Annotated in this window: 15 protein-coding genes and 2 rRNA genes; 5 read left to right on the top strand and 12 right to left on the bottom strand. The window is 46.6% G+C overall.

All coding sequences use genetic code 11. From position 1 onward, the window contains the following. Positions 1–113 precede the first annotated feature (113 nt). From BSZ04_RS24700 to BSZ04_RS24980, 7 genes are all read right to left on the bottom strand, one after another. Positions 114–2,996, bottom strand: a 23S ribosomal RNA gene (locus tag BSZ04_RS24700). A 277-nt stretch (positions 2,997–3,273) separates the two neighbouring features. Continuing rightward, positions 3,274–4,826: ribosomal RNA gene (locus BSZ04_RS24695) — 16S ribosomal RNA — on the bottom strand. The 16S and 23S rRNA genes sit together here, the layout of an rRNA operon. Positions 4,827–5,659: 833 nt before the next feature. Continuing rightward, on the bottom strand, positions 5,660–7,795 hold the full coding sequence (locus tag BSZ04_RS24690; RefSeq protein ID WP_038887659.1) for a lysine decarboxylase CadA: 2,136 nt from the start codon (positions 7,793–7,795) through the stop codon (positions 5,660–5,662). 117 nt (positions 7,796–7,912) lie between these two features. Continuing rightward, positions 7,913–9,259, bottom strand: coding sequence for a cadaverine/lysine antiporter (gene cadB, locus BSZ04_RS24685; protein WP_010444364.1), 1,347 nt, complete (start codon positions 9,257–9,259; stop codon positions 7,913–7,915). An 812-nt stretch (positions 9,260–10,071) separates the two neighbouring features. After that, a complete protein-coding gene (gene cadC / locus BSZ04_RS24670; protein WP_088881580.1) occupies positions 10,072–11,643 on the bottom strand; it encodes a lysine decarboxylation/transport transcriptional activator CadC in 1,572 nt (523 codons plus the stop codon). Between the two features lie 156 nt (positions 11,644–11,799). Then, positions 11,800–12,198 (bottom strand): Zn(2+)-responsive transcriptional regulator, encoded by a 399-nt coding sequence (zntR, locus tag BSZ04_RS24665; RefSeq protein WP_088881579.1) that lies wholly within the window; start codon positions 12,196–12,198, stop codon positions 11,800–11,802. A gap of 57 nt (positions 12,199–12,255) precedes the next feature. Next, on the bottom strand, positions 12,256–12,432 hold the full coding sequence (locus tag BSZ04_RS24980; protein WP_005533821.1) for a hypothetical protein: 177 nt from the start codon (positions 12,430–12,432) through the stop codon (positions 12,256–12,258). Positions 12,433–12,465: 33 nt separating this feature from the next. On the opposite strand from BSZ04_RS24980, the gene purH reads away from it, so the two are divergent. Next, the gene (purH, locus tag BSZ04_RS24655) at positions 12,466–14,058 is read left to right on the top strand and encodes a bifunctional phosphoribosylaminoimidazolecarboxamide formyltransferase/IMP cyclohydrolase (protein ID WP_088881578.1); all 1,593 of its coding nucleotides are present in this window, start codon (positions 12,466–12,468) and stop codon (positions 14,056–14,058) included. 119 nt (positions 14,059–14,177) lie between these two features. Continuing rightward, positions 14,178–15,467: a phosphoribosylamine--glycine ligase gene (purD, locus tag BSZ04_RS24650; protein ID WP_088881577.1), complete on the top strand. Its 1,290-nt coding sequence runs from the start codon at positions 14,178–14,180 to the stop codon at positions 15,465–15,467. 84 nt (positions 15,468–15,551) lie between these two features. On the opposite strand, the gene BSZ04_RS24645 is transcribed toward purD, so the two are convergent. Together BSZ04_RS24645 and hupA are read right to left on the bottom strand one after the other, a co-directional pair. Continuing rightward, positions 15,552–16,250, bottom strand: a complete 699-nt coding sequence (locus BSZ04_RS24645) for a DUF1481 domain-containing protein (RefSeq protein ID WP_162531089.1) — start codon at positions 16,248–16,250, stop codon at positions 15,552–15,554. 39 nt (positions 16,251–16,289) lie between these two features. Next, positions 16,290–16,562 (bottom strand): nucleoid-associated protein HU-alpha, encoded by a 273-nt coding sequence (gene hupA / locus BSZ04_RS24640; protein ID WP_005433627.1) that lies wholly within the window; start codon positions 16,560–16,562, stop codon positions 16,290–16,292. Between the two features lie 253 nt (positions 16,563–16,815). On the opposite strand from hupA, the gene BSZ04_RS24635 reads away from it, so the two are divergent. Next, positions 16,816–17,949, top strand: a complete 1,134-nt coding sequence (locus BSZ04_RS24635; protein ID WP_010444386.1) for a CNNM domain-containing protein — start codon at positions 16,816–16,818, stop codon at positions 17,947–17,949. A gap of 80 nt (positions 17,950–18,029) precedes the next feature. Here BSZ04_RS24635 and BSZ04_RS24630 read toward each other — a convergent pair whose 3' ends face one another. Then, a complete protein-coding gene (locus tag BSZ04_RS24630) occupies positions 18,030–18,617 on the bottom strand; it encodes a YjaG family protein (RefSeq protein ID WP_010444388.1) in 588 nt (195 codons plus the stop codon). Between the two features lie 66 nt (positions 18,618–18,683). Here BSZ04_RS24630 and BSZ04_RS24625 point away from each other — a divergent pair, with 66 nt between their 5' ends. Together BSZ04_RS24625 and BSZ04_RS24620 are read left to right on the top strand one after the other, a co-directional pair. Continuing rightward, on the top strand, positions 18,684–19,607 hold the full coding sequence (locus BSZ04_RS24625) for a D-2-hydroxyacid dehydrogenase (protein WP_088881575.1): 924 nt from the start codon (positions 18,684–18,686) through the stop codon (positions 19,605–19,607). 7 nt (positions 19,608–19,614) lie between these two features. Then, positions 19,615–20,187 carry a uracil-DNA glycosylase family protein gene (locus tag BSZ04_RS24620; RefSeq protein ID WP_012126541.1) on the top strand — a complete coding sequence of 191 codons (573 nt, stop codon included), beginning with the start codon at positions 19,615–19,617 and terminating at the stop codon, positions 20,185–20,187. Positions 20,188–20,426: 239 nt separating this feature from the next. On the opposite strand, the gene hemE is transcribed toward BSZ04_RS24620, so the two are convergent. Then, the gene (gene hemE, locus BSZ04_RS24615; protein WP_005433634.1) at positions 20,427–21,494 is read right to left on the bottom strand and encodes a uroporphyrinogen decarboxylase; all 1,068 of its coding nucleotides are present in this window, start codon (positions 21,492–21,494) and stop codon (positions 20,427–20,429) included. A gap of 262 nt (positions 21,495–21,756) precedes the next feature. Continuing rightward, positions 21,757–22,539, bottom strand: a complete 783-nt coding sequence (gene nudC, locus BSZ04_RS24610; RefSeq protein ID WP_088881574.1) for an NAD(+) diphosphatase — start codon at positions 22,537–22,539, stop codon at positions 21,757–21,759. Between the last annotated feature and the right edge of the window lie 119 nt (positions 22,540–22,658).

The raw sequence follows: 22,658 nt of genomic DNA, 5'->3' as shown, positions 1-22,658 counted from the left end.
GGGTCCAAATCGCTATGGTCGCCAAGCAAATTCTTTAATTCGGAAAGCTGTTTTCAGTTCTTAACACATTCAATGTTCTTACATTGAGTCCATCAAAACCCCTTGGGTGTTGTATGGTTAAGCCTCACGGGCAATTAGTACAGGTTAGCTCAACGCCTCACAACGCTTACACACCCTGCCTATCAACGTTCTAGTCTCGAACAACCCTTTAGGATACTTAAAGTATCAGGGAAGACTCATCTCAGGGCTCGCTTCCCGCTTAGATGCTTTCAGCGGTTATCGATTCCGAACTTAGCTACCGGGCAATGCGTCTGGCGACACAACCCGAACACCAGAGGTTCGTCCACTCCGGTCCTCTCGTACTAGGAGCAGCCCCCTTCAATCTTCCAACGCCCACGGCAGATAGGGACCGAACTGTCTCACGACGTTCTAAACCCAGCTCGCGTACCACTTTAAATGGCGAACAGCCATACCCTTGGGACCGACTTCAGCCCCAGGATGTGATGAGCCGACATCGAGGTGCCAAACACCGCCGTCGATATGAACTCTTGGGCGGTATCAGCCTGTTATCCCCGGAGTACCTTTTATCCGTTGAGCGATGGCCCTTCCATTCAGAACCACCGGATCACTATGACCTGCTTTCGCACCTGCTCGAATTGTCATTCTCGCAGTCAAGCGGGCTTATGCCATTGCACTAACCTCACGATGTCCAACCGTGATTAGCCCACCTTCGTGCTCCTCCGTTACGCTTTGGGAGGAGACCGCCCCAGTCAAACTACCCACCAGGCACTGTCCGTAACCCCGATAAGGGGTCGACGTTAGAACATCAACACTACAAGGGTGGTATTTCAAGGACGGCTCCACCAACACTGGCGTGCTGGTTTCAAAGCCTCCCACCTATCCTACACATGTAGGGTCAATGTTCAGTGCCAAGCTGTAGTAAAGGTTCACGGGGTCTTTCCGTCTAGCCGCGGGTACACTGCATCTTCACAGCGATTTCAATTTCACTGAGTCTCGGGTGGAGACAGCGTGGCCATCATTACGCCATTCGTGCAGGTCGGAACTTACCCGACAAGGAATTTCGCTACCTTAGGACCGTTATAGTTACGGCCGCCGTTTACCGGGGCTTCGATCAAGAGCTTCGACCGAAGTCTAACCCCATCAATTAACCTTCCGGCACCGGGCAGGCGTCACACCGTATACGTCATCTTACGATTTTGCACAGTGCTGTGTATAAACAGTTGCAGCCACCTGGTATCTGCGACTCTCAATAGCTCCATCCGCAAGGGACTTCACCGTCGAGAGCGTACCTTCTCCCGAAGTTACGGTACCATTTTGCCTAGTTCCTTCACCCGAGTTCTCTCAAGCGCCTTGGTATTCTCTACCCGACCACCTGTGTCGGTTTGGGGTACGATTCCTTACAATCTGAAGCTTAGAGGCTTTTCCTGGAAGCATGGCATCAATGACTTCACTACCGTAGTAGCTCGACGTCGTGTCTCAGCCTTAGAAAGAGCCGGATTTACCTAACTCTTAGCCTACGCACTTGAACCTGGACAACCGTCGCCAGGCCCACCTAGCCTTCTCCGTCCCCCCATCGCAATTGTAAGAAGTACGGGAATATTAACCCGTTTCCCATCGACTACGCCTTTCGGCCTCGCCTTAGGGGTCGACTTACCCTGCCCCGATTAACGTTGGACAGGAACCCTTGGTCTTCCGGCGAGGAGGTTTTTCACCCCCTTTATCGTTACTCATGTCAGCATTCGCACTTCTGATACCTCCAGCATGCTTTACAACACACCTTCAACGGCTTACAGAACGCTCCCCTACCCAATGAAGTAAACTTCATTGCCGCAGCTTCGGTTTATAGCTTAGCCCCGTTACATCTTCCGCGCAGGCCGACTCGACTAGTGAGCTATTACGCTTTCTTTAAATGATGGCTGCTTCTAAGCCAACATCCTAGCTGTCTAAGCCTTCCCACATCGTTTCCCACTTAGCTATAATTTGGGACCTTAGCTGGCGGTCTGGGTTGTTTCCCTCTCCACGACGGACGTTAGCACCCGCCGTGTGTCTCCCGGATAGTACTTACTGGTATTCGGAGTTTGCAAAGGGTTGGTAAGTCGGGATGACCCCTAGCCTTAACAGTGCTCTACCCCCAGTAGTATTCGTCCGAGGCGCTACCTAAATAGCTTTCGGGGAGAACCAGCTATCTCCAGGTTTGATTGGCCTTTCACCCCTAGCCACAAGTCATCCGCTAATTTTTCAACATTAGTCGGTTCGGTCCTCCAGTTGATGTTACTCAACCTTCAACCTGCCCATGGCTAGATCACCTGGTTTCGGGTCTATATCCAGAGACTGAACGCCCAGTTAAGACTCGGTTTCCCTACGGCTCCCCTAGATGGTTAACCTTGCCACTGAATATAAGTCGCTGACCCATTATACAAAAGGTACGCAGTCACACCACGAAGGTGCTCCTACTGCTTGTACGTACACGGTTTCAGGTTCTATTTCACTCCCCTCACAGGGGTTCTTTTCGCCTTTCCCTCACGGTACTGGTTCACTATCGGTCAGTCAGTAGTATTTAGCCTTGGAGGATGGTCCCCCCATATTCAGACAGGATATCACGTGTCCCGCCCTACTCGATTTCACTGAATGTGCGTTGTCAACTACGGGGCTATCACCCTGTATCGCCGGACTTTCCAGACCGTTCGTCTAACGCATATAAAGCTTAAGGGCTAGTCCAATTTCGCTCGCCGCTACTTTCGGAATCTCGGTTGATTTCTTTTCCTCGGGGTACTTAGATGTTTCAGTTCCCCCGGTTCGCCTCCTGTTGCTATGTATTCACAACAGGATACTTGCTTATGCAAGTGGGTTTCCCCATTCGGAAATCCCAGACTCAAATGGTTTTTACTACCTAATCTGGGCTTATCGCAAGTTAATACGTCCTTCATCGCCTCTGACTGCCAAGGCATCCACCGTGTACGCTTAGTCACTTAACCATACAACCCGAAGGAGTTTCGAGTTGATGAACAAGTCACCAAAGTTGTCTGCAATTTTTATACATGATGCAGACTCGATTTTGCCGGACTCAAATTCCAAGAACACTTGAATGTGTTGTATTGGTGTTTGTCATAAAGACAAACATTGAGAACTTTACAATCAACAATAAATTGTTGATTTGTCAGCTTTCCAAATTGTTAAAGAGCTATGTTAGCTACAAGCTTTCGCTTGTGAACTATCAATCTGTGTGGACACTCATCGTGAATAATCATCGTATAAGGAGGTGATCCAGCGCCAGGTTCCCCTAGCGCTACCTTGTTACGACTTCACCCCAGTCATGAACCACAAAGTGGTAAGCGTCCTCCCGAAGGTTAAACTACCTACTTCTTTTGCAGCCCACTCCCATGGTGTGACGGGCGGTGTGTACAAGGCCCGGGAACGTATTCACCGTGGCATTCTGATCCACGATTACTAGCGATTCCGACTTCACGGAGTCGAGTTGCAGACTCCGATCCGGACTACGACGCACTTTTTGGGATTCGCTCACTCTCGCAAGTTGGCTGCCCTCTGTATGCGCCATTGTAGCACGTGTGTAGCCCTACTCGTAAGGGCCATGATGACTTGACGTCGTCCCCACCTTCCTCCGGTTTATCACCGGCAGTCTCCCTGGAGTTCCCGACATTACTCGCTGGCAAACAAGGATAAGGGTTGCGCTCGTTGCGGGACTTAACCCAACATTTCACAACACGAGCTGACGACAGCCATGCAGCACCTGTCTCAGAGTTCCCGAAGGCACCAATCCATCTCTGGAAAGTTCTCTGGATGTCAAGAGTAGGTAAGGTTCTTCGCGTTGCATCGAATTAAACCACATGCTCCACCGCTTGTGCGGGCCCCCGTCAATTCATTTGAGTTTTAATCTTGCGACCGTACTCCCCAGGCGGTCTACTTAACGCGTTAGCTCCGAAAGCCACGGCTCAAGGCCACAACCTCCAAGTAGACATCGTTTACGGCGTGGACTACCAGGGTATCTAATCCTGTTTGCTCCCCACGCTTTCGCATCTGAGTGTCAGTATCTGTCCAGGGGGCCGCCTTCGCCACCGGTATTCCTTCAGATCTCTACGCATTTCACCGCTACACCTGAAATTCTACCCCCCTCTACAGTACTCTAGTCTGCCAGTTTCAAATGCAATTCCGAGGTTGAGCCCCGGGCTTTCACATCTGACTTAACAAACCACCTGCATGCGCTTTACGCCCAGTAATTCCGATTAACGCTCGCACCCTCCGTATTACCGCGGCTGCTGGCACGGAGTTAGCCGGTGCTTCTTCTGTCGCTAACGTCAAATAATGCAGCTATTAACTACACTACCTTCCTCACGACTGAAAGTGCTTTACAACCCGAAGGCCTTCTTCACACACGCGGCATGGCTGCATCAGGCTTGCGCCCATTGTGCAATATTCCCCACTGCTGCCTCCCGTAGGAGTCTGGACCGTGTCTCAGTTCCAGTGTGGCTGATCATCCTCTCAGACCAGCTAGGGATCGTCGCCTTGGTGAGCCATTACCTCACCAACTAGCTAATCCCACCTAGGCATATCCTGACGCGAGAGGCCCGAAGGTCCCCCTCTTTGGCCCGTAGGCATTATGCGGTATTAGCCATCGTTTCCAATGGTTATCCCCCACATCAGGGCAATTTCCTAGGCATTACTCACCCGTCCGCCGCTCGACGCCGTTATCGTTCCCCGAAGGTTCAGATAACTCGTTTCCGCTCGACTTGCATGTGTTAGGCCTGCCGCCAGCGTTCAATCTGAGCCATGATCAAACTCTTCAATTTGAGATTTTGTTCGGCTCAATGAATACTGAACATTACATAAGTAATGTTTGAATTGACTGTGCTGAATCTTTCGATTCAATGGTCACTTCGTTTCATTGACACCTAATTTGATACCGCTTTCCGTTAAGAAAGAAATATCTAATTGGATTATCATCAACGAGTGCCCACACAGATTGATAGGTCTATATTTTTAAAGAGCTTTTCTAACATTTTCAGTAACTTAGTTACTTGTCGTTAGGGGTGCGTATCTTACTTCACACCGTGAGAGAGTCAAGCATTTTTTTAAATTCTTTTTTCTCTCTTCCCGACTCGCTGTGTGACTTTCGTCTCACTCCGTGTCGGTGGATGCGCAGTATAGGGGGTTGAGAAATTAGCACAAGCGTTTTTTGCAAAAAAACTTTCAACCGAACAAATAACAAGCACTCTGCATAGATACTCAGCGATCTTGTCTAATTTTTCAGGTTGAAGAGGATCTTTTCATGAGTAAACGTCTTATTTCTGAGTTGGAAGATCGTCGATTTCCTAATGATTTCGGTTGCTGATCTTATCTCTCTTGGTTCTTTTTCTCTTTCTGTTTATATAAAGACGAAAAAAAAGAGCAGAACGATAACGAACTGCTCTTTGGTCTTTGCTTTTTATTTGGGGTACTTCAGGTGAAGTCTTGGAAAAGTGTTTCTTCTATATATAGAAGAAAAGATCAGAGCATCCTTGCCCTTCTCTTTACGACAGATTAGTTAGGGGTATATCTAAATGTCGCAGTTGTTCGATGACACATTGAGCTCGTAAGAGTGGAGCATGCTTGCATTCCCAATGGCGCCATCTTCGAGAGGAACTTAGTTCTTCAATACTTTTACGGTGTAGCTACCATCTTTTTGTTGGTATAAACCGTGGATGTCGGTTTCGAAACCTGGGTAATGTGCACCGATCTCACAAAGCATCTCTAGGAAATCCAACACAGGGCGAGACTCTTGAGTCACCATTTCACCAGGAAGTACTAATGGCACACCTGGAGGGTAAGGAAGGATCATGTTCGCACTTACGCGACCAACCATTTCTTCCAGTTTGATTTCTTCCACGTTACCACGAAGCTCTTCTTGCCATGCTGCGTGTGGTGTTACTTTCATTTCTGGAAGAACATCGAACGCTTTGTACATTAGCTCAGGTAGGTTGTATTTCTTAGTTAGGTTATGAATTGCTTGTGCTAGCTCTTGAACGCGCATGCCTTCATAGAAGCTTGGATCTTCGTTGTATAGCGAAGGCAAGAAGCTCTTGATGGTTAGGTTCAAGTCGTAGCCACGTTTAAATTCAGTTAGGCCGCGTAGCAATTGCATTGCTTTTGATTTGTCGATACCGATTGAGAATAGGAACAACAAGTTGTATGGACCTGTTTTCTCTACCACGATGCCGCGCTCGTCTAGGAATTTAGCCACCAGCGAAGCAGGAATACCTGATTCTTCTAGTTCGCCTTCTTTATTCATCCCAGGAGTCAGTAACGTTACTTTGATTGGGTCAAGATACATGTGGTTGTCATCCATGTTCTTGAAGCCGTGCCATGTGTCGCTAGGGTCTAGTTTCCAACATTCTGTGCTATCGATGTTTTCTGGTTGCCATACATCGAAGAACCAACTGTCGCTTTCTGCTTCTAGGCGTTTGATCTCTTTACGGAAGCGGATTGCGCGATCGATAGAATCTTGCATCAACTTCTTACCGGTGTTGCCGCGCATCATTGCCGCTGCAGTTTCAGTAGAAGCAACAATGCCGTACTGAGGTGAAGTTGAAGTGTGCATCATGAATGCTTCGTTGAAAGATTCTTTATCAAAGTCACCTTTCACGTGGATCATTGAAGCTTGTGAGAATGCTGCCAACAGTTTGTGTGTTGATTGTGTCTCGTAGAACACTTTGCCTGGCATCGCTTCACCACTCATACCACATTTACCTTCGTAAATTGGGTTGAAGTTAGTGTAAGGCACCCAAGCACTGTCGAAGTGGATGTGTTTACAATCTAGCGACTCTTTGATGAATTGCGTGTTGTACAACAGACCATCGTAAGTTGAGTTAGTCACTACAGCATAATTTGGTGCAGTTGCACCTGGTGTTTTCGCTACTTTCTCTGCAATCACATCGCGGCTGAATTCGCTTTGTGGAATACCACCAAGGATGCCGTATGCGTTACGAGTTGGGCGGAAGTAGATTGGTGTCACGTCGCTCATCATCATTAGGTGAGTCAGAGATTTGTGACAGTTACGGTCAATCAGTACTGTGCTGCCCGCAGGCGCTGAGTACATGCCAACGATTTTGTTCGATGTAGACGTACCGTTCGTTACGATGTAAGAGCTGTCTGCATTGAATGTACGTGCGATGTATTCTTCTGCATCTTTATGTGGGCCTGAGTGGTCTAGTAGAGAACCTAGTTCAGGCATTGAGATTGATACGTCCGCTTTAAATGTGTTTGGACCGTAAAAATCGTAGAAAATGCTACCAGCAGGGCTTTTCTGGAATGCAGTACCCCCCATGTGACCTGGAGTACAGAAGGTGTATTTACCTTCTTCTACGTATTTGAATAGTGCTTTAGTGAATGGAGGCATGATTGCATCTTTGTATGCCTCTGTCGCTTGGTTGATTTTGATAGCGATGTCGTCAGCCATACCTAAAGCGTACTCGAAGAAGCTCACGTTTAGACGTAGGTCTGTTAGTGAAATGTCTAGAGTAGACTGTTCGTTAGCAAATGCGTGAACAGGTAGTTTTTCGTTGATTTGGCTAATACGTTCACATAGCTCTAGTGAGTATTTATCCCAGTCGAACAGCACACCGCAAATGCGTGGGTTCATCTCAATCATTTTGATCAAGTCTTTATCATCTACTGGGTAAACCACTTCGTAGCCCGCTTTCTCAAGAGCAGCGTGAAGTTGACGAACTGGCTCTTCTTTAAAGAACACACCCATGTGGTTCAAGATAGCGAATATATTCATTTGGACATCTCCAAGGCGAATGAGGGCGCTCTTTGCCATTTACAGGCAATGAGTAAGGTGAGCGCCGCGTGAATTTGGGTTTTATGGGCTGGCACCGTAGTGCCAGCGTTTTGGGGATTAGTTGCTTGCTTGAGCAGCTACGTCTTCGTCAGCATGAAGCTTCATGTACTGAGCTAGACCTGCTTTTTTGCTGTAGAACATCAAGATAACAAGAGACACGATGAAGGTTGCTGTTAGCGTACCGCCCTCTGCACCCGCTAGTGCGATGAAGCAGAACAGACAAGCCACACCAGAGAACAACATTACGAAGCCGTTGCGTGTTGTCATACCTTCGAAGCGAATCAAGTTAATGCTTGAGTAGAAGTAAGGCAGCATAGTTAGTAGTACTGCGTCAGTTGTTAACTGGTTGAACAGGTCTGATGCGTGTGCTGTTTTAGAGCTGAAGAACATCAGTACAACCATTAGCGCAGTCATCTTGATTGACGCAAGGATTAGACCTTTCTTAGGCACACCGTTTTTATCAGTTTCACCGTAGATTTTAGGGAAGTTGCCATCGTTGGCTGCGCGTTTACCTGCTTCACCTACTAGCATCATCCAAGAACCTAGCGAAGTGAAACATGCTAGTGCTGTAAACGCTGATACGAATGGTGCTGTCCAGCTACCGAATAGCTCAGTGGTTGCTAGTGCAAATGGCGCACCTGATGCCGCAACTTCTGACGCAGGGAACATGCCGCTAATCATTTGAGTTGATAGGATGTAAATCACACCTGCGATACCAGTACCCAACATAGTTGCTAGTGGTACGGTACGTTTAGGGTTTTCTACCATACCAGTAGATACCGCTGCTGATTCCACACCTACGAATGACCATAGACAGATAAGAACCGCAGTTACTACCGCGTGGCTGTCAGTGCCTGCTGATACGTTCCAGTTTTGGCTGTAAAGCGCAGTGTCGAAGTGCGTCCAACCAAATGCTGCTGTACCAACAACAGGGATAAGGATAAGAACTAGACCAAGCGTACATAGACGGCTTACCCAGCTACCACCAAGTAGGTTGACGAAAGTGAAGATCCATACCGATGCAATCGTCGCAATACCTGCTGGGATTGGGTTGTTAAGCACAGGGAAGAATACTGAAAGGTAAGAAACACCTGTAATGGCAATAGCTAGGTTACCAATCCAGTTCGCGTGGTAATAAAGAACGCCCGTTTGGAAACCAAATACCGGAGACACTTCGCCAGCATAAGCGATAGGACCACCTTCTTGTGGGTTTTTGGTTGCCAGACGAGCGTAAACGAACGCTAAACTAAGTGCACCGATCAAACAGATCAGCCAACTGAAGATTGAAACAGAGCCTACGGAGGCAAGACTAGAAGGTAATAGTGCAATACCACTTCCCATCATGTTACCGGCAACAACACCCGTACAGGCGATTAGACCGATTTTTTTTGTATTCGATGACATAACATCTCCAAATCTATTCTACTCGAGCCTCAATGACTCAAACTGAATGGTAATTAGCGAGATGCTATGAGAAAGAAGTCACTCGACCTCGCTAAATTTCGAAGTGAAGACTACGCCCAAAAGCTGGGAAAAAAATAAACTTGGGGTTATCAATAAAACAATTAGCCCATCGATATAAAGTTGAGATAAACCTGATAAACCAAAAAACATAAAACGAATAAATACAATGAGTTAGAGTTGACACCTAAAACGCCTCCTTTCAAAATCTAAAAACATCAACCTCAACAAATTTTCCATCAACCTTATCAACGACTATCAACATCAAGACAAAGCCCAGCAAATTACCTGAACTGTTGATACAGCCTTTTCCTTCCCTAATAGAGCAATTGACTTACATCAAAGTTCCTTGGTTTTTTGCTTCTGCTATGCGTAGATGCACACACTACTTCAGGTAAATAACAGTGTGTCGGGGCTGCTTGAAAAGCACAAACGGAAGATGGGTATAGCAAATCGCACAAGGACAACCTTCTACTTGGCGACAAACGGATATAAAGGTAGCGAGAATAGAGAATAGAGAATAGAGAATAGAGAATAGAGAATAGAGAATAGAGAATAGAGAATAGAGAATAGAGAATAGAGAATAGAGAATAGAGAATAGAGAATAGAGAATAGAGATTGAAAAGCCCTCTCCCCCAGTAAAGCAAGTTCTATTTAAAGAAAGAAGCAGCGGTAAGCTTTAATTGTGCAGATACAAGAAAGCCCCTCACCGAAGTGAAGAGCTCAGTATCTTTGCCGATCAAAAACTGGTTTGATTACAGCATACGAACTACCGAAGGGTGCACTGCGCGATACATGGCGTAATCAATCGCCTTCATGTTGCTTGGGAAAACCAAGTTTTCGCACAACAGATAGGTCTCAACAGACGTATCTATATAGAAGGCTTCACTGTAGGACTCACTCGCCAAATCCAAATCACCACCAAGCTCGGCATGCTTACCACGAATCACGTACGACAAAACCGAATCACGCAACCCTAGCGCTTGATTCAAATGACGCTTTGCCAAGTCGAGATCACCAATGATGGTTTCATGTAACGCCAAAGCTTCATAAATCCGAGGCTGAATAGGCCCTAGCATCATCTTGGTATTGCTCTCTAACTTATCGCTCAGTTGCTGCACTCTGCCTTTTCTTAGTTCCAATGCAGGGTCTAATGCTCTCTGCACATGGTAGGCAATTAACAGCTCAGCCTGAACATAAGCATTATCCGACTCAACTTCGAGAATTTTCTCCATCAAATCAATGCCGTGCTGAAACTGGTTTGCATCCGAAACATTTAGATAATGGTTAGCTTGTATAAACAACTCTAGAGCTTCTGGATTATTGGGCATGCCAGCCACCAGCACTTTCGACTTCAGTTTTGCATCTGGCACTTTCAGTACCGTCATTAAATCCAAAGAAGCTTGCTGCAATACCGTCTTCAAGTGGTTGCTCATAAGTGCATATTGACGACTAAAAAGCACCTTCTCAGATGAATTATTACGGTACTCCACCTCAAGAAAGTTACCACCATCGTTTTCTCTAACGCGTACCAACACCGACTTACCCGGAACAATACCGTTGGTAAAAGCAGCTTTTTTGAGCATCACACGATAGTCACTAACCTGAGCAATATCAGCCATCAGCTTTTGTGCAAAGCCATCGGCCAATTCGTAACTTAAATCATCCCTGCCGAAGTTATCTTGGAACTTAAACTCTATTAAATGCGTATCGATAGCTTGGGTGATGCGCACCTCTGATTGCTTATACGTAAACACGCCCATCACCACAACTAAGATGCTAATCCAGATGAAGTTCATAAAACCCAATCGCCATGGGCTGATTTTGTTTGGTTTACGCGGCGCTTTTTTCTCTTTCGACATCTCGCACACCGCACGAGTCAGAGGCCCTGCCGGAAAGGTTACCGCTGGTGCTGGCGTTTCAGGTAACGCTTCTTCGTTTGCTTCAACAAATGGCAAGTCATCATCATGATCGCAATGACGGCATACAAGGAATTCCTCGTGCGTCATTGGCTTAACGTTCGCCACCAACTTATAACCGCGCTTAGGCACAGTAATAACGTAGCTGATGTTTTCCTCTCGACCATCACGTAACAGCTTACGCAATTCAAAGATCGACTGTGTCACCACTTGGTCAGTCACAATCGCGCCTGCCCAAACATATTGGATTAGCTCTTCACGATTGAATACTTCACTGGCGTGCTCGGCAAGGAAATGCAGCAGATTAATTAAGCGTGGCTCAACGGTAACTTCCCTGTCTTGTCGATACAGCTTATTTTCATCAACGCTTAAAACCCAGTCATTGATTTGAAAATAGACTCCAACCATGTATGAAAACTCTCGTATCTGATAGACAGCGTCGCTTTAGGAATAGATAGGACTACACATTCTTACAGTCGACTAAAGCCGAGATTATAGGTGGGAAAACGGCTTGAACCTAGAAAAGCAAGCCGTCAAAAATGCAAACTTAAGTTAAGTAGCACGCTACTCAAGGGCTGCGAGGATAGAACAATGGCTAGCATCGTCATTGTTATGCCCGCAGCAAGCGTCATTTATCTTCTTTAATGCCGCACGAATTTTTGTCAGTTCCGCGATTTTTTCATCAATTAAAGTTAACTTTGCAGAAGTGATGGCTTTTACCTCCGCACAGCTGTGTTCTGTTGCCTCTAATTTGATCTCAAGGAGCTCTTTTATTTCATCCAAACTTAGGCCCAGCTCTTTCGCTTTGAGAATAAAACGCACCTGCTTTTGGTTCTCTTCGTTATACAGGCGATAACCCGAATCACTTCGTCCTGCGGGTTTAATCAGCGCATTTTTCTCATAGAATCGGAGTGTGTCGGCAGTCACACCACAGCGTTTCGCCAGTTCACCTATCTGAAACATAACTTTCCTTATTAACTATCTCGTTACTTTTAAAGCCAAAGATCGAGTTTTTTGCAATTATTTTTGAGATGCCAAACGATTGCGCGAGCTTTTTTGTAATAAATTGGTTAGAATACGCGCCATCAAATAGTGGAGACTGTTTTCTAAGCATGAAAACGCCCCGCAAAGGTCTTTACCAAAACTGGCCAATATTTTACCCCAAGAGGTAAAAACAAGTTCATTTTTGGCAAACATCTTTAACTCCGTGAATTTGAGGAAAATGGAAGCATGAACAACGCTCGTCCTATTCGCCGTGCGCTTATCAGCGTATCAGACAAAACAGGTATTGTTGAGTTTGCACAAGCTCTTGCTGAGCGCGGTGTCGATATCCTATCTACTGGTGGTACGGCTCGTCTACTTGCAGAACAAGGCATCGCTGTAACAGAAGTCTCTGACTACACTGGTTTCCCAGAAATGATGGACGGTCGCGTTAAAACGCTTCACCCGAAAGTTCACGGTGGTGTGCTGGGTCGTCGTGGCCAAGATGATGACGTGATGGAAAAGCACGGCATCAACCCTATCGATATGGTTGTTGTTAACCTATACCCATTCGCAGAAACCGTTGCTAAAGAAGGCTGTACGCTTGCTGATGCAGTTGAGAACATCGATATCGGTGGTCCAACAATGGTTCGCTCTGCAGCGAAAAACCACAAAGACGTAACTATCGTAGTTAACGCAGGTGATTACCACCGCGTAATCGCAGAGATGGACGCAAACGACAAATCTCTTACTCTAGAAACTCGCTTCGACCTTGCTATCGCTGCATTCGAACACACTGCGGCTTACGATGGCATGATCGCAAACTACTTCGGCACTATGGTTCCATCTTATGGTGAGAACAAAGAAGGTGATGAAGAGTCGAAATTCCCACGTACTTTCAACCAACAGTTCGAGAAGAAGCAAGACATGCGCTACGGTGAGAACAGCCACCAAGCAGCCGCATTCTATGTTGAAGCTAACCCACAAGAAGCATCTGTTTCAACTGCTCGCCAAATCCAAGGTAAAGCCCTTTCTTACAACAACATCGCAGACACTGACGCAGCACTTGAGTGTGTAAAAGAGTTCAACGAGCCTGCATGTGTGATCGTAAAGCACGCGAACCCATGTGGTGTAGCTCTAGGTAAAGACATTCTAGAAGCATACAACCACGCTTACCAAACTGACCCAACATCTGCATTCGGCGGCATCATTGCATTCAACCAAGAGCTAGATGCTGCAACAGCAACCGCTATCGTTGAGCGTCAATTCGTTGAAGTAATCATCGCACCTTCTGTTTCTGCTGAAGCGATTGAAGTGGTTGCAGCGAAGAAGAACGTGCGTCTACTTGAGTGTGGCGAATGGTCAACGAAGACAACTGGCTTTGATGTTAAACGCGTTAACGGCGGCCTACTGGTTCAAGACCGTGACCAAGGCATGGTCAGCCTAGACGACCTAAAAGTGGTTTCTAAGCGTCAACCAACAGAAGAAGAGCTGAAAGATGCCCTATTCTGCTGGAAGGTAGCGAAATACGTGAAATCAAACGCGATTGTTTACGCAAAAGGTGACATGACTATCGGTGTAGGTGCTGGCCAAATGAGCCGCGTTTACTCTGCGAAGATTGCAGGCATCAAAGCTGCAGACGAAGGCCTAGAAGTTGCAGGTAGCGTAATGGCATCTGACGCTTTCTTCCCATTCCGTGATGGTATCGATGCAGCTGCAGAAGCAGGCATTAAGTGTGTTATCCAACCGGGTGGCTCTATGCGTGATGACGAAGTTATCGCAGCAGCAGACGAACATGGTATGGCGATGATCTTCACAGGTATGCGTCACTTCCGCCACTAATTAGTTTTTGGCCCTCCCCCTTAACAAGGGGGAGTTAGAGGGGGTCTGTTGTACGTACACGACTTACCCCTCCCAACCTCCCCTTAATAAGAGGGAGGAGCGAAATCAAAGGAAATATTATGAATATTCTTATCATTGGTTCAGGCGGTCGTGAACACGCACTAGGTTGGAAAGCGGCGCAAAACCCAAATGTTGAGACTATCTTCGTTGCTCCAGGTAACGCAGGCACAGCACTTGAGCCTAAACTAGAGAACGTAAACATCGCTGTAGAAGACATCGCTGGCTTGGTTGCTTTTGCAAAAGAGAAAGCGGTTGAACTGACTATTGTCGGTCCTGAAGCGCCGCTGGTTATCGGTGTTGTGGATGCTTTCCGCGAAGCAGGTCTGCCAATCTTTGGTCCAACACAAGCAGCAGCACAGCTTGAAGGCTCTAAAGCGTTTACCAAAGACTTCCTTGCTCGTCACCAAATCCCAACGGGCGCATACGCGAACTTCACTGAAATCGAACCAGCCCTTGCTTACGTACGTGAACAAGGTGCGCCGATTGTGGTGAAAGCTGATGGTCTTGCTGCTGGTAAAGGCGTTATCGTTGCGATGACACTAGAAGAAGCCGAAGAAGCAATCAAAGACATGCTAGCAGGCAACGCATTTGGTGATGCAGGTAGCCGCGTCGTTATCGAAGAGTTCCTAGATGGCGAAGAAGCAAGCTTCATCGTAATGGTGGATGGTGAGAACGTTCTGCCAATGGCCACCAGCCAAGATCACAAACGTGTCGGTGACAAAGATACCGGTCCTAACACAGGTGGCATGGGGGCATACTCTCCTGCTCCAGTCGTGACACAAGAAATCCACAACCGCATTATGGAAGAAGTGATTTACCCAACGGTACGCGGCATGGCCTCTGAAGGTAACCCTTACACTGGTTTCCTATACGCGGGTCTGATGATCGACAAAGACGGCACTCCGAAAGTGATCGAGTACAACTGCCGCTTCGGTGACCCTGAGACGCAACCGATCATGATGCGTATGGAATCGGATCTTGTTGATCTATGCCTAGCGGCAATCGACGAGAAACTGGATCAAGTGGAATCAAAATGGGATCCACGAGCATCAATTGGTATCGTGCTAGCAGCCGGCGGCTACCCTGCCTCGTACAACAAAGGCGACGTAATTTCGGGTCTGCCACAAGTTGAAATTGAAGGCGAGAAAGTCTTCCATGCCGGTACAGATAACAAAGATGGCGACATCGTGACAAACGGTGGTCGTGTTCTTTGTGCAACCGCACTTGGCAACAGCGTATCAGAAGCGCAGCAACGTGCTTACGAGCTCGCGAAACAGATCAGTTGGGATGGCATGTTCCATCGTAATGACATCGGCTACCGTGCAATCGCACGTGAGCAAGATAAATAAAAACAACTTCAGTTGGCTAAAAAGACAAAAGGCGCACCAAGCGCCTTTTTTATTTATGTGAATCGCTGACATAAAACATGAAGCTTACTCAGAGATCAGTTTTGGTCGCCGGATACAATCAAAGTTGTCATCATTTAGCATCAGCAACTCATCGACAGTTGCCGTATTGCGTGACTCTTTACCGATAAACGCAATGTAGCTGTCCACAGACGCCAATCTATCAATTACAAACTTAGGCAACGTCTGATTGAATTCCAACGTCGTAAACTCTCGCCCTTTACAGGTTTCGAACGTTTCACCATCCCAATAACCTTGGATTAGGCTCTGGCCATCACGAGATTGTTTCTTGATAGACGTAACGACATCGTTCGCCTCTTGCTTGTAACGCTCTAACTGGTCGCGCTGTAAGGGCAGCACTTTTCCGTTCATACGGTATTGCTGATAAATCGCGTCGCCATCTTTATTAAATCGAATGTGGATTTGAAAAGGCACCAATCCTTGTTTGGCATCGAGTTGCTCACCTTTTCGAATCAACTCTCTGAGCTCACCGTCATCCCAACGATAATCACTCTGGTACGAGCCGTAATCGCCCATAGTTACATAGTCTGCTGCTGTGCTGACGCGTGTCAAACGTTCGGTCATCCAATACAAACTAGTGGCATCACCCAGAATTTTACCGCCAGAAAAATGGGTAAACTGATCAAGGTTTGGGGTTTCTACAGATGAACAGCCAACAAGAGCGAGGCTTGATAGAAGGAGTGAAGTGAGTAGATGTTTTTTCATGAAATTGCACCGAGGCAGGATACCTCGGTGCATTTTAACTTAGTTTACTGATTCTTTCAGCGCTTTACCTGCTACGAATGCAGGTACGTTAGCTGCTGCGATTTGAATCTCGTCACCAGTTTTAGGGTTACGACCAGTGCGCGCTGCACGGTGGTTTACTTTGAATGTACCAAAACCAATTAGTTGAACTTGGTCACCCTCTTTAAGAGCGCCAGTAACACCCTCAAGAGTTGCTTCAAGAGCAGCTTTAGCTTGTGCTTTAGATAGGTCTGCTTTCTCTGCAATAAAGTCGATTAATTGGGTCTTGTTCATTAGGTTTCCCTTCTCATATGTTATCGAATTCACCTCACTCTAAAACATAAATGCCCCATCTGGCAAAGGTTTGTAAGCGATCTTTCGATTTTCTGACGTAGTTTTAGCCATAATATGAGTAATAACTCACAATTTGTTACTACTTGTACGGGCAAAGCGCTTGCTTTCTAACGCAATTAGAACGATTTATAGGGCGCTTTTGCGGTTATAATCGCTTAAAATCCCGACTATCACATTACATTCAAGGGCAACTATGCTGCTGTTATCCATTTATATCTCTATTGCTATCGGCATTTCGTTTATCTGTTCGGTACTGGAGGCGGTTCTACTGAGTATCAGTCCGAGCTACATTGCGCAGCTCAAACAACAGGGGCACCCTGCTTCCGCTCAATTAGACAAGCTGAAAGCAGACATCGACCGACCTTTGGCTTCTATCCTGACGCTGAACACCATTGCTCACACTATTGGTGCAGCAACGGCAGGTGCACAGGCGGCGGTCGTCTTTGGTAGTGAAGCTCTGGGCATCTTCTCTGCGGTACTGACACTGGCGATTCTTGTTCTTTCAGAAATCGTTCCTAAGACGATTGGTGCGACGTACTGGCGCCAACTTGCACCAGCGGCTGCTGTATCACTGCGCTGGATGGTATGGGCACTCACCCCGTTCGTATGGTTCTCAGAACAAATCACTAAGCGCCTTGCTCGAAACCACGAAGCACCGAAGATGCGTGATGAGTTGTCTGCGATGGCCATCCTGGCAAAAGAAAGTGGTGAGTTCGCAGAAGGTGAATCAAAGATCCTGAGCAACCTGCTTGGCATTCAAGATGTGCCAGTAACGCAAGTCATGACACCGCGTCCGGTAGTATTCCGCGTAGACGCGACCATGACCATTAATGACTTCCTAGAGAAGCACAAAGAGACGCCTTTCTCTCGTCCACTGGTTTACAGTGAGCAGAAAGACAACATCATTGGTTTTGTGCACCGTCTAGAGCTGTTCAAGCTGCAACAATCAGGCAGCGGCCAAAAACAACTTGGTTCGGTCATGCGTCCTATCCAAGTGGTATTGAACAATACGGCTCTACCTAAAGTGTTCGACCAGATGATGACTCACCGCCTGCAGCTAGCGCTTGTAGTTGACGAATACGGCACAGTACAAGGCTTGGTAACGCTAGAAGACATCTTTGAGCACCTATTGGGTGAAGAGATCATCGATGAAGCGGATAAGAGCACTGACATGCAAGAACTGGCTTACCAACGTTGGGAAAGCTGGAAAGAAAAACACGGCGTAATTGAAAGCCGCGATGACGATGAAGAAGAGGAAGAACTGGAGAGACAGGACAAAGAGCAAGACGCTCAAGAGCCAACTAAACCAGAATCTAAAGAATCGTAATCAGCATTGGGCGTAATCGCTCAAACGCAAAAACAAAAAAGGCATCCAATCTGGATGCCTTTGTTTTATCTATTCAACGATTAAAGTGCGATGCCGATGTTGCTCACGGCTTCTTCGCGTAATTCTTCACGCAAATCTTTAATCAAGCAGATGTCACGCTCTACCGCTTCACGCAGTGGACGGAAGATAGCCCACTGAACATCCCACTCTTCACATACGGCTTCATTTTCTTTTTGATTGTCGTTGGTGATTGGTTCTGCCCCCTGCGCTTGCTCTAGGTCAGCAACGGTTTTTACCGACTGTTGGCTCACTTTAAGCATTGAATCGAAAAGGTAGTCGCGATCCAACAGACCATGCAGCAGCGTCGACAAGCTCTGACACGCATCCATCGCTGGATAAACACCGTAAAAATCGAATTCGTCCGCACTTGGGAACAACTCTTCTAACTTCTCTAATTGACGTTCGAAGTTAATTTTCGCGTTCTTAACCGTCAGAATTTCCCATACACTATCAAGAATCGCTCGGTAAGCACGTGGCTCAGCAAATTCTGTATTCTCACAAAACATCGCATAGTTTGGATACATGCGTTCACACAGACACGCCATGAAGGTAATTTGTTGCCAAGGTTCTAGTTTTTCCAAACGAACCTGAAGAGGATTCTTAAGCATAGTCACTCAATCATTGAAGAAAAAAACAGCGAAAGTGTACTTGATTCATCACAGGGAAAAAAGTTAATGCAGCATCCAAATAAGATTTTCCTGCTCTCAGAGCATCGCGACACCTACGAAACGTTACTGGCAGAGAAAAACTTGCCCGATCTTTGCCTCACTGACCAACCTGAAGAAGCTCAGATCGTACTGGCGGATCCACCATTGCTATCACAAAGGTTAGACGAGTTTTCGCAACTTGAGTGGGTGCAATCCACATTTGCGGGGGTGAACGCTTTAATGTCACCGGATCTGCGCCAAGATTACACTCTGACCAACGTACGCGGTATTTTCGGCCCATTAATTGCCGAGTATGTGATTGGCTACAGCATTGCTCACTTCCGTCACTTTATGCAATACCACCAGCAACAACAGAGCAAGCAATGGCAACCGCATCTGTATACCTCGCTGCAAAGTAAAACCATGGTGATTCTTGGTACAGGCAGCATCGGTAGCCACTTAGGTAAAGCAGCACAATTGATGGGAATAAAGACCGTAGGGATCAATCGTACTGGTATCCCAACTTCTGGTGGCGAATTTACTCAAACCTTTCATATCAATGAACTGGCAAACGCCTTTCACCAAGCGGACATTGTAGTGAATACGCTGCCGAGCACACCGGATACGCAGCGCTTACTCAATAGTGAAGTGTTAAGCCACCTTAATCATGCACTGTTATTTAATGTCGGAAGAGGCGATGTGATTGATGATGCGGGTCTATTGCTCGCACTAAAGAATCGCTGGGTGGAACATGCATTTCTCGATGTATTTGAGCAAGAGCCTCTCTCAACGCAGCATCCGTTTTGGAAGCTCTCTCAAGTGACCATCACTCCCCACATCGCGGCGTTAAGTTTCCCTGAGCAAGTGGTCGACATTTTTGCAGACAACTACTTGAGTTGGCGAGACGGGTTCTCTCTAAATAATCAGGTCGATTTCGATAAAGGATATTAACCATCTTATGTCTTTAGAAACATTGCTAAAGCAAGTACGAGCCTGCCAGATCTGCGCAGACGATTTACCTTTGGGTGCAAACCCTGTCGTCCAAGCCGCAAAAGACGCACGCATCCTAATCATCGGACAAGCACCGGGGACGCGCGTACACAAAACCTCGATACCTTGGAATGACCCAAGCGGCGATCGGTTACGGCAATGGCTCGATATCGACAAAGACACTTTCTACGACCCAAACAAAATTGCCATTGTCCCGATGGGCTTCTGCTATCCAGGCAAAGGAAACTCTGGCGATTTGCCTCCTCGTAAAGAATGCGCGCCTGCTTGGCATAAAAAGATTCTAGATCAGTTGCCCAATATAGAGCTGACGCTACTGATTGGTCTGTACTCACAGCAGTACTATCTCACCAACAAACCAAAGACGCTCACGCAAACTGTTCAGCAATGGCAGGATTGGGAGCCTGACTTTATCCCGCTTCCTCATCCTTCTCCACGCAACACATTGTGGTTAAAGAAGAACCCTTGGTTTGAATCTGACGTCGTGCCATACCTTAAAAAGCGTGTCCATTCGATGCTTTAGGCTATCCATGATCTAATTGCTTGTTTATCTGTACAAGAAAATTGGCGCACAAGCACCAAGACTCTAACTCATTGTTTATAAAAACCTTAAATAGCAGCCGAACAGCTTGAGTAGTATTTAGATCATGGTAGACCAAATGCTATCAGAGCTGTACAACCTTGCGTTTCAGATAAAAAACTGAATTTTAGGTAAAAAAATACCGGCACTGAAGGCCGGTATTTAATTTCAAAAATTCGAAGTTACTTGTGGTACGGCTTAGACAGCTCGTGCACCGCTTCCACAAACACACCTGCGTTTTCTGGCGGCACATCCAAGTGGATACCGTGACCTAGGTTGAACACGTGACCAGTACCTGCATCGCCAAAGCCTTCTAGGATACCCGCGACTTCTTCACGGATACGCTCTGGTGAAGCGTAAAGCATTGATGGGTCCATGTTACCTTGTAGAGCCACTTTGTCACCGATACGCGCTTTCGCGTCTGCGATGTTGATGGTCCAGTCTAGACCTACCGCATCACAGCCCGTTGCTGCGATTTGCTCAAGCCACATACCACCGTTCTTAGTGAACAGCGTTACCGGTACGCGACGACCGTCGTTTTCACGAATCAGACCATCCACAATCTTGTGCATGTATTGCAGTGAGAACAGGTTGTAGTCACGAGGTGTCAGTACACCACCCCATGTATCAAATACCATCACCGATTGCGCACCCGCTTTAATTTGTGCGTTTAGGTACTCGATAACGCTGTCTGCTAGCTTATCTAGAAGCAGGTGCAGAGTTTGTGGTTCAGCGTACATCATCTTCTTGATCTTAGTGAACGCTTTCGAGCTGCCGCCTTCAACCATGTAAGTCGCCAGTGTCCATGGGCTACCAGAGAAACCAATCAGTGGAACGTCACCGTTCAAATCTTTGCGGATTTGACGCACTGCGTTCATTACGTATTGCAGCTCGCCTTCTGGATCTGGCAGACCGATCTTTTCTACGTCTGCTTTGCAGGTGATTGGTTTATCGAAAACCGGACCTTCACCCGCAGCAAAGCGAAGTTCTAAACCCATTGCATCTGGGATAGTTAGGATGTCAGAGAACAAGATCGCAGCATCAAGAGGAAAACGGCGTAGTGGTTGAAGCGTTACTTCTGACGCCAACTCCGCGTTCTTACACAAAGACATGAAATCGCCCGCTTGCGCACGAGTTGCTTTGTATTCTGGTAGGTAACGACCTGCCTGACGCATCATCCATACTGGCGTGTAATCTACTGGCTCTTTTAGAAGGGCACGCAGATAACGATCATTTTTTAATTCAGTCATTCCGTAATTCCAATTGTTAGGCTTTCTTTGAAAGGGGGTATTCTATCACTGATTTAAGGCTAATAGCTGCGTGCTTTGCAACCTGGATCAAGTTATTAACTTTTAAATCAGTGCTTAATTTGCACCCAATCGGTATCAGTGTTAAAAATTTGTTCGCTAGCGAAAACTACAATTATAAACTGAGTACCCAGTACTCAGCATCTCATAACGACATCTTACTTACCCCCTCCCTCTCGGAGGGTTTTTTTTATCTATTTTTCATCTAATTAGATTCGATATCTTGTCGCGTTTTTTCGATAAGCGCTCGTGCAATCGTCCCTTTTGGCGCGACAGGTGGCATCTCATCAACACCAAACCACTGAGCATCAGACAGTTCAGTGTAGTCCGGATTCAATTCACCAGAGTCATAATCAGCAAGAAATGCCATCATCATACTGGATGGAAATGCCCACGGCTGACTGCCAAAGTAGCGAATATTTTTAACCTGTACGCCAGTTTCTTCATGCACTTCTCGTGCGACACATTCTTCTAAGGTTTCTCCTACCTCTAAAAAGCCCGCTATTACGGTATACATGCCATTTCGATGACGAGGGTGCTGAGCTAGCAAGATCTGCTTTTCTTTGCGCACAGCGACAATGATGCATGGGAAAATACGCGGATAATGCAAAGTACGGCACTCGCCACACTGCATCGCCAATTGATTGTTATTGAGGAAGTTACGACCACCACATTGTGGGCAAAAGCGCAGACTTTGCGTCATATGGCCATACTGGATGGCTTTGCTGATCAGCAGAAAAAGGGCTTCAGGAAAATGGAGGCAATCGCGCAGAGAGACAAGCTCTAAATCATGGTCAAGATCAGATAAATTTACCCACATGAAAGGAGCGCCTTGGTAGTCCCCTATTTGCCTTGCACTTGCTTCTGGTAGTGAGAATTGCTCCGCACTACCTAATGGAATAGCACCATCCACCAGCCAAATATCACTTCCTGAGACAACACACCAATAGGCGTCTTTCATACGGTTTGCTTCACCTTTTCTTAACATTACTACTTCCCTCTGCTTGCAGTTCATCCATTTTACTGGCAATCTAATTTCATACCAGAGTTTGTTGTTTGCCAAATCTGCAACTATAAATTCTAGGAAGGACAAGAGTTTGTATTCAA

Origin of the sequence: Vibrio rotiferianus (assembly GCF_002214395.1) — a bacterium.
GTDB lineage: Bacteria > Pseudomonadota > Gammaproteobacteria > Enterobacterales > Vibrionaceae > Vibrio > Vibrio rotiferianus.
The sequence above is the reverse complement of the archived record's forward strand: the minus strand, read 5'-3'. Positions and strand labels throughout refer to the sequence as shown.

Excerpts from the sequence above, each read along its gene's own strand:
- BSZ04_RS24690 (WP_038887659.1), bottom strand. The coding sequence starts at position 7,795 with ATGAATATATTCGCTATCTTGAACCACATGGGTGTGTTCTTTAAAGAA.
- cadB (WP_010444364.1), bottom strand. The coding sequence starts at position 9,259 with ATGTCATCGAATACAAAAAAAATCGGTCTAATCGCCTGTACGGGTGTT.
- cadC (WP_088881580.1), bottom strand. The coding sequence starts at position 11,643 with ATGGTTGGAGTCTATTTTCAAATCAATGACTGGGTTTTAAGCGTTGAT.
- zntR (WP_088881579.1), bottom strand. The coding sequence starts at position 12,198 with ATGTTTCAGATAGGTGAACTGGCGAAACGCTGTGGTGTGACTGCCGAC.
- BSZ04_RS24980 (WP_005533821.1), bottom strand. The coding sequence starts at position 12,432 with ATGTTTGCCAAAAATGAACTTGTTTTTACCTCTTGGGGTAAAATATTG.
- purH (WP_088881578.1), top strand. The coding sequence starts at position 12,466 with ATGAACAACGCTCGTCCTATTCGCCGTGCGCTTATCAGCGTATCAGAC.
- purD (WP_088881577.1), top strand. The coding sequence starts at position 14,178 with ATGAATATTCTTATCATTGGTTCAGGCGGTCGTGAACACGCACTAGGT.
- BSZ04_RS24645 (WP_162531089.1), bottom strand. The coding sequence starts at position 16,250 with ATGAAAAAACATCTACTCACTTCACTCCTTCTATCAAGCCTCGCTCTT.
- hupA (WP_005433627.1), bottom strand. The coding sequence starts at position 16,562 with ATGAACAAGACCCAATTAATCGACTTTATTGCAGAGAAAGCAGACCTA.
- BSZ04_RS24635 (WP_010444386.1), top strand. The coding sequence starts at position 16,816 with ATGCTGCTGTTATCCATTTATATCTCTATTGCTATCGGCATTTCGTTT.
- BSZ04_RS24630 (WP_010444388.1), bottom strand. The coding sequence starts at position 18,617 with ATGCTTAAGAATCCTCTTCAGGTTCGTTTGGAAAAACTAGAACCTTGG.
- BSZ04_RS24625 (WP_088881575.1), top strand. The coding sequence starts at position 18,684 with ATGCAGCATCCAAATAAGATTTTCCTGCTCTCAGAGCATCGCGACACC.
- BSZ04_RS24620 (WP_012126541.1), top strand. The coding sequence starts at position 19,615 with ATGTCTTTAGAAACATTGCTAAAGCAAGTACGAGCCTGCCAGATCTGC.
- hemE (WP_005433634.1), bottom strand. The coding sequence starts at position 21,494 with ATGACTGAATTAAAAAATGATCGTTATCTGCGTGCCCTTCTAAAAGAG.
- nudC (WP_088881574.1), bottom strand. The coding sequence starts at position 22,539 with ATGTTAAGAAAAGGTGAAGCAAACCGTATGAAAGACGCCTATTGGTGT.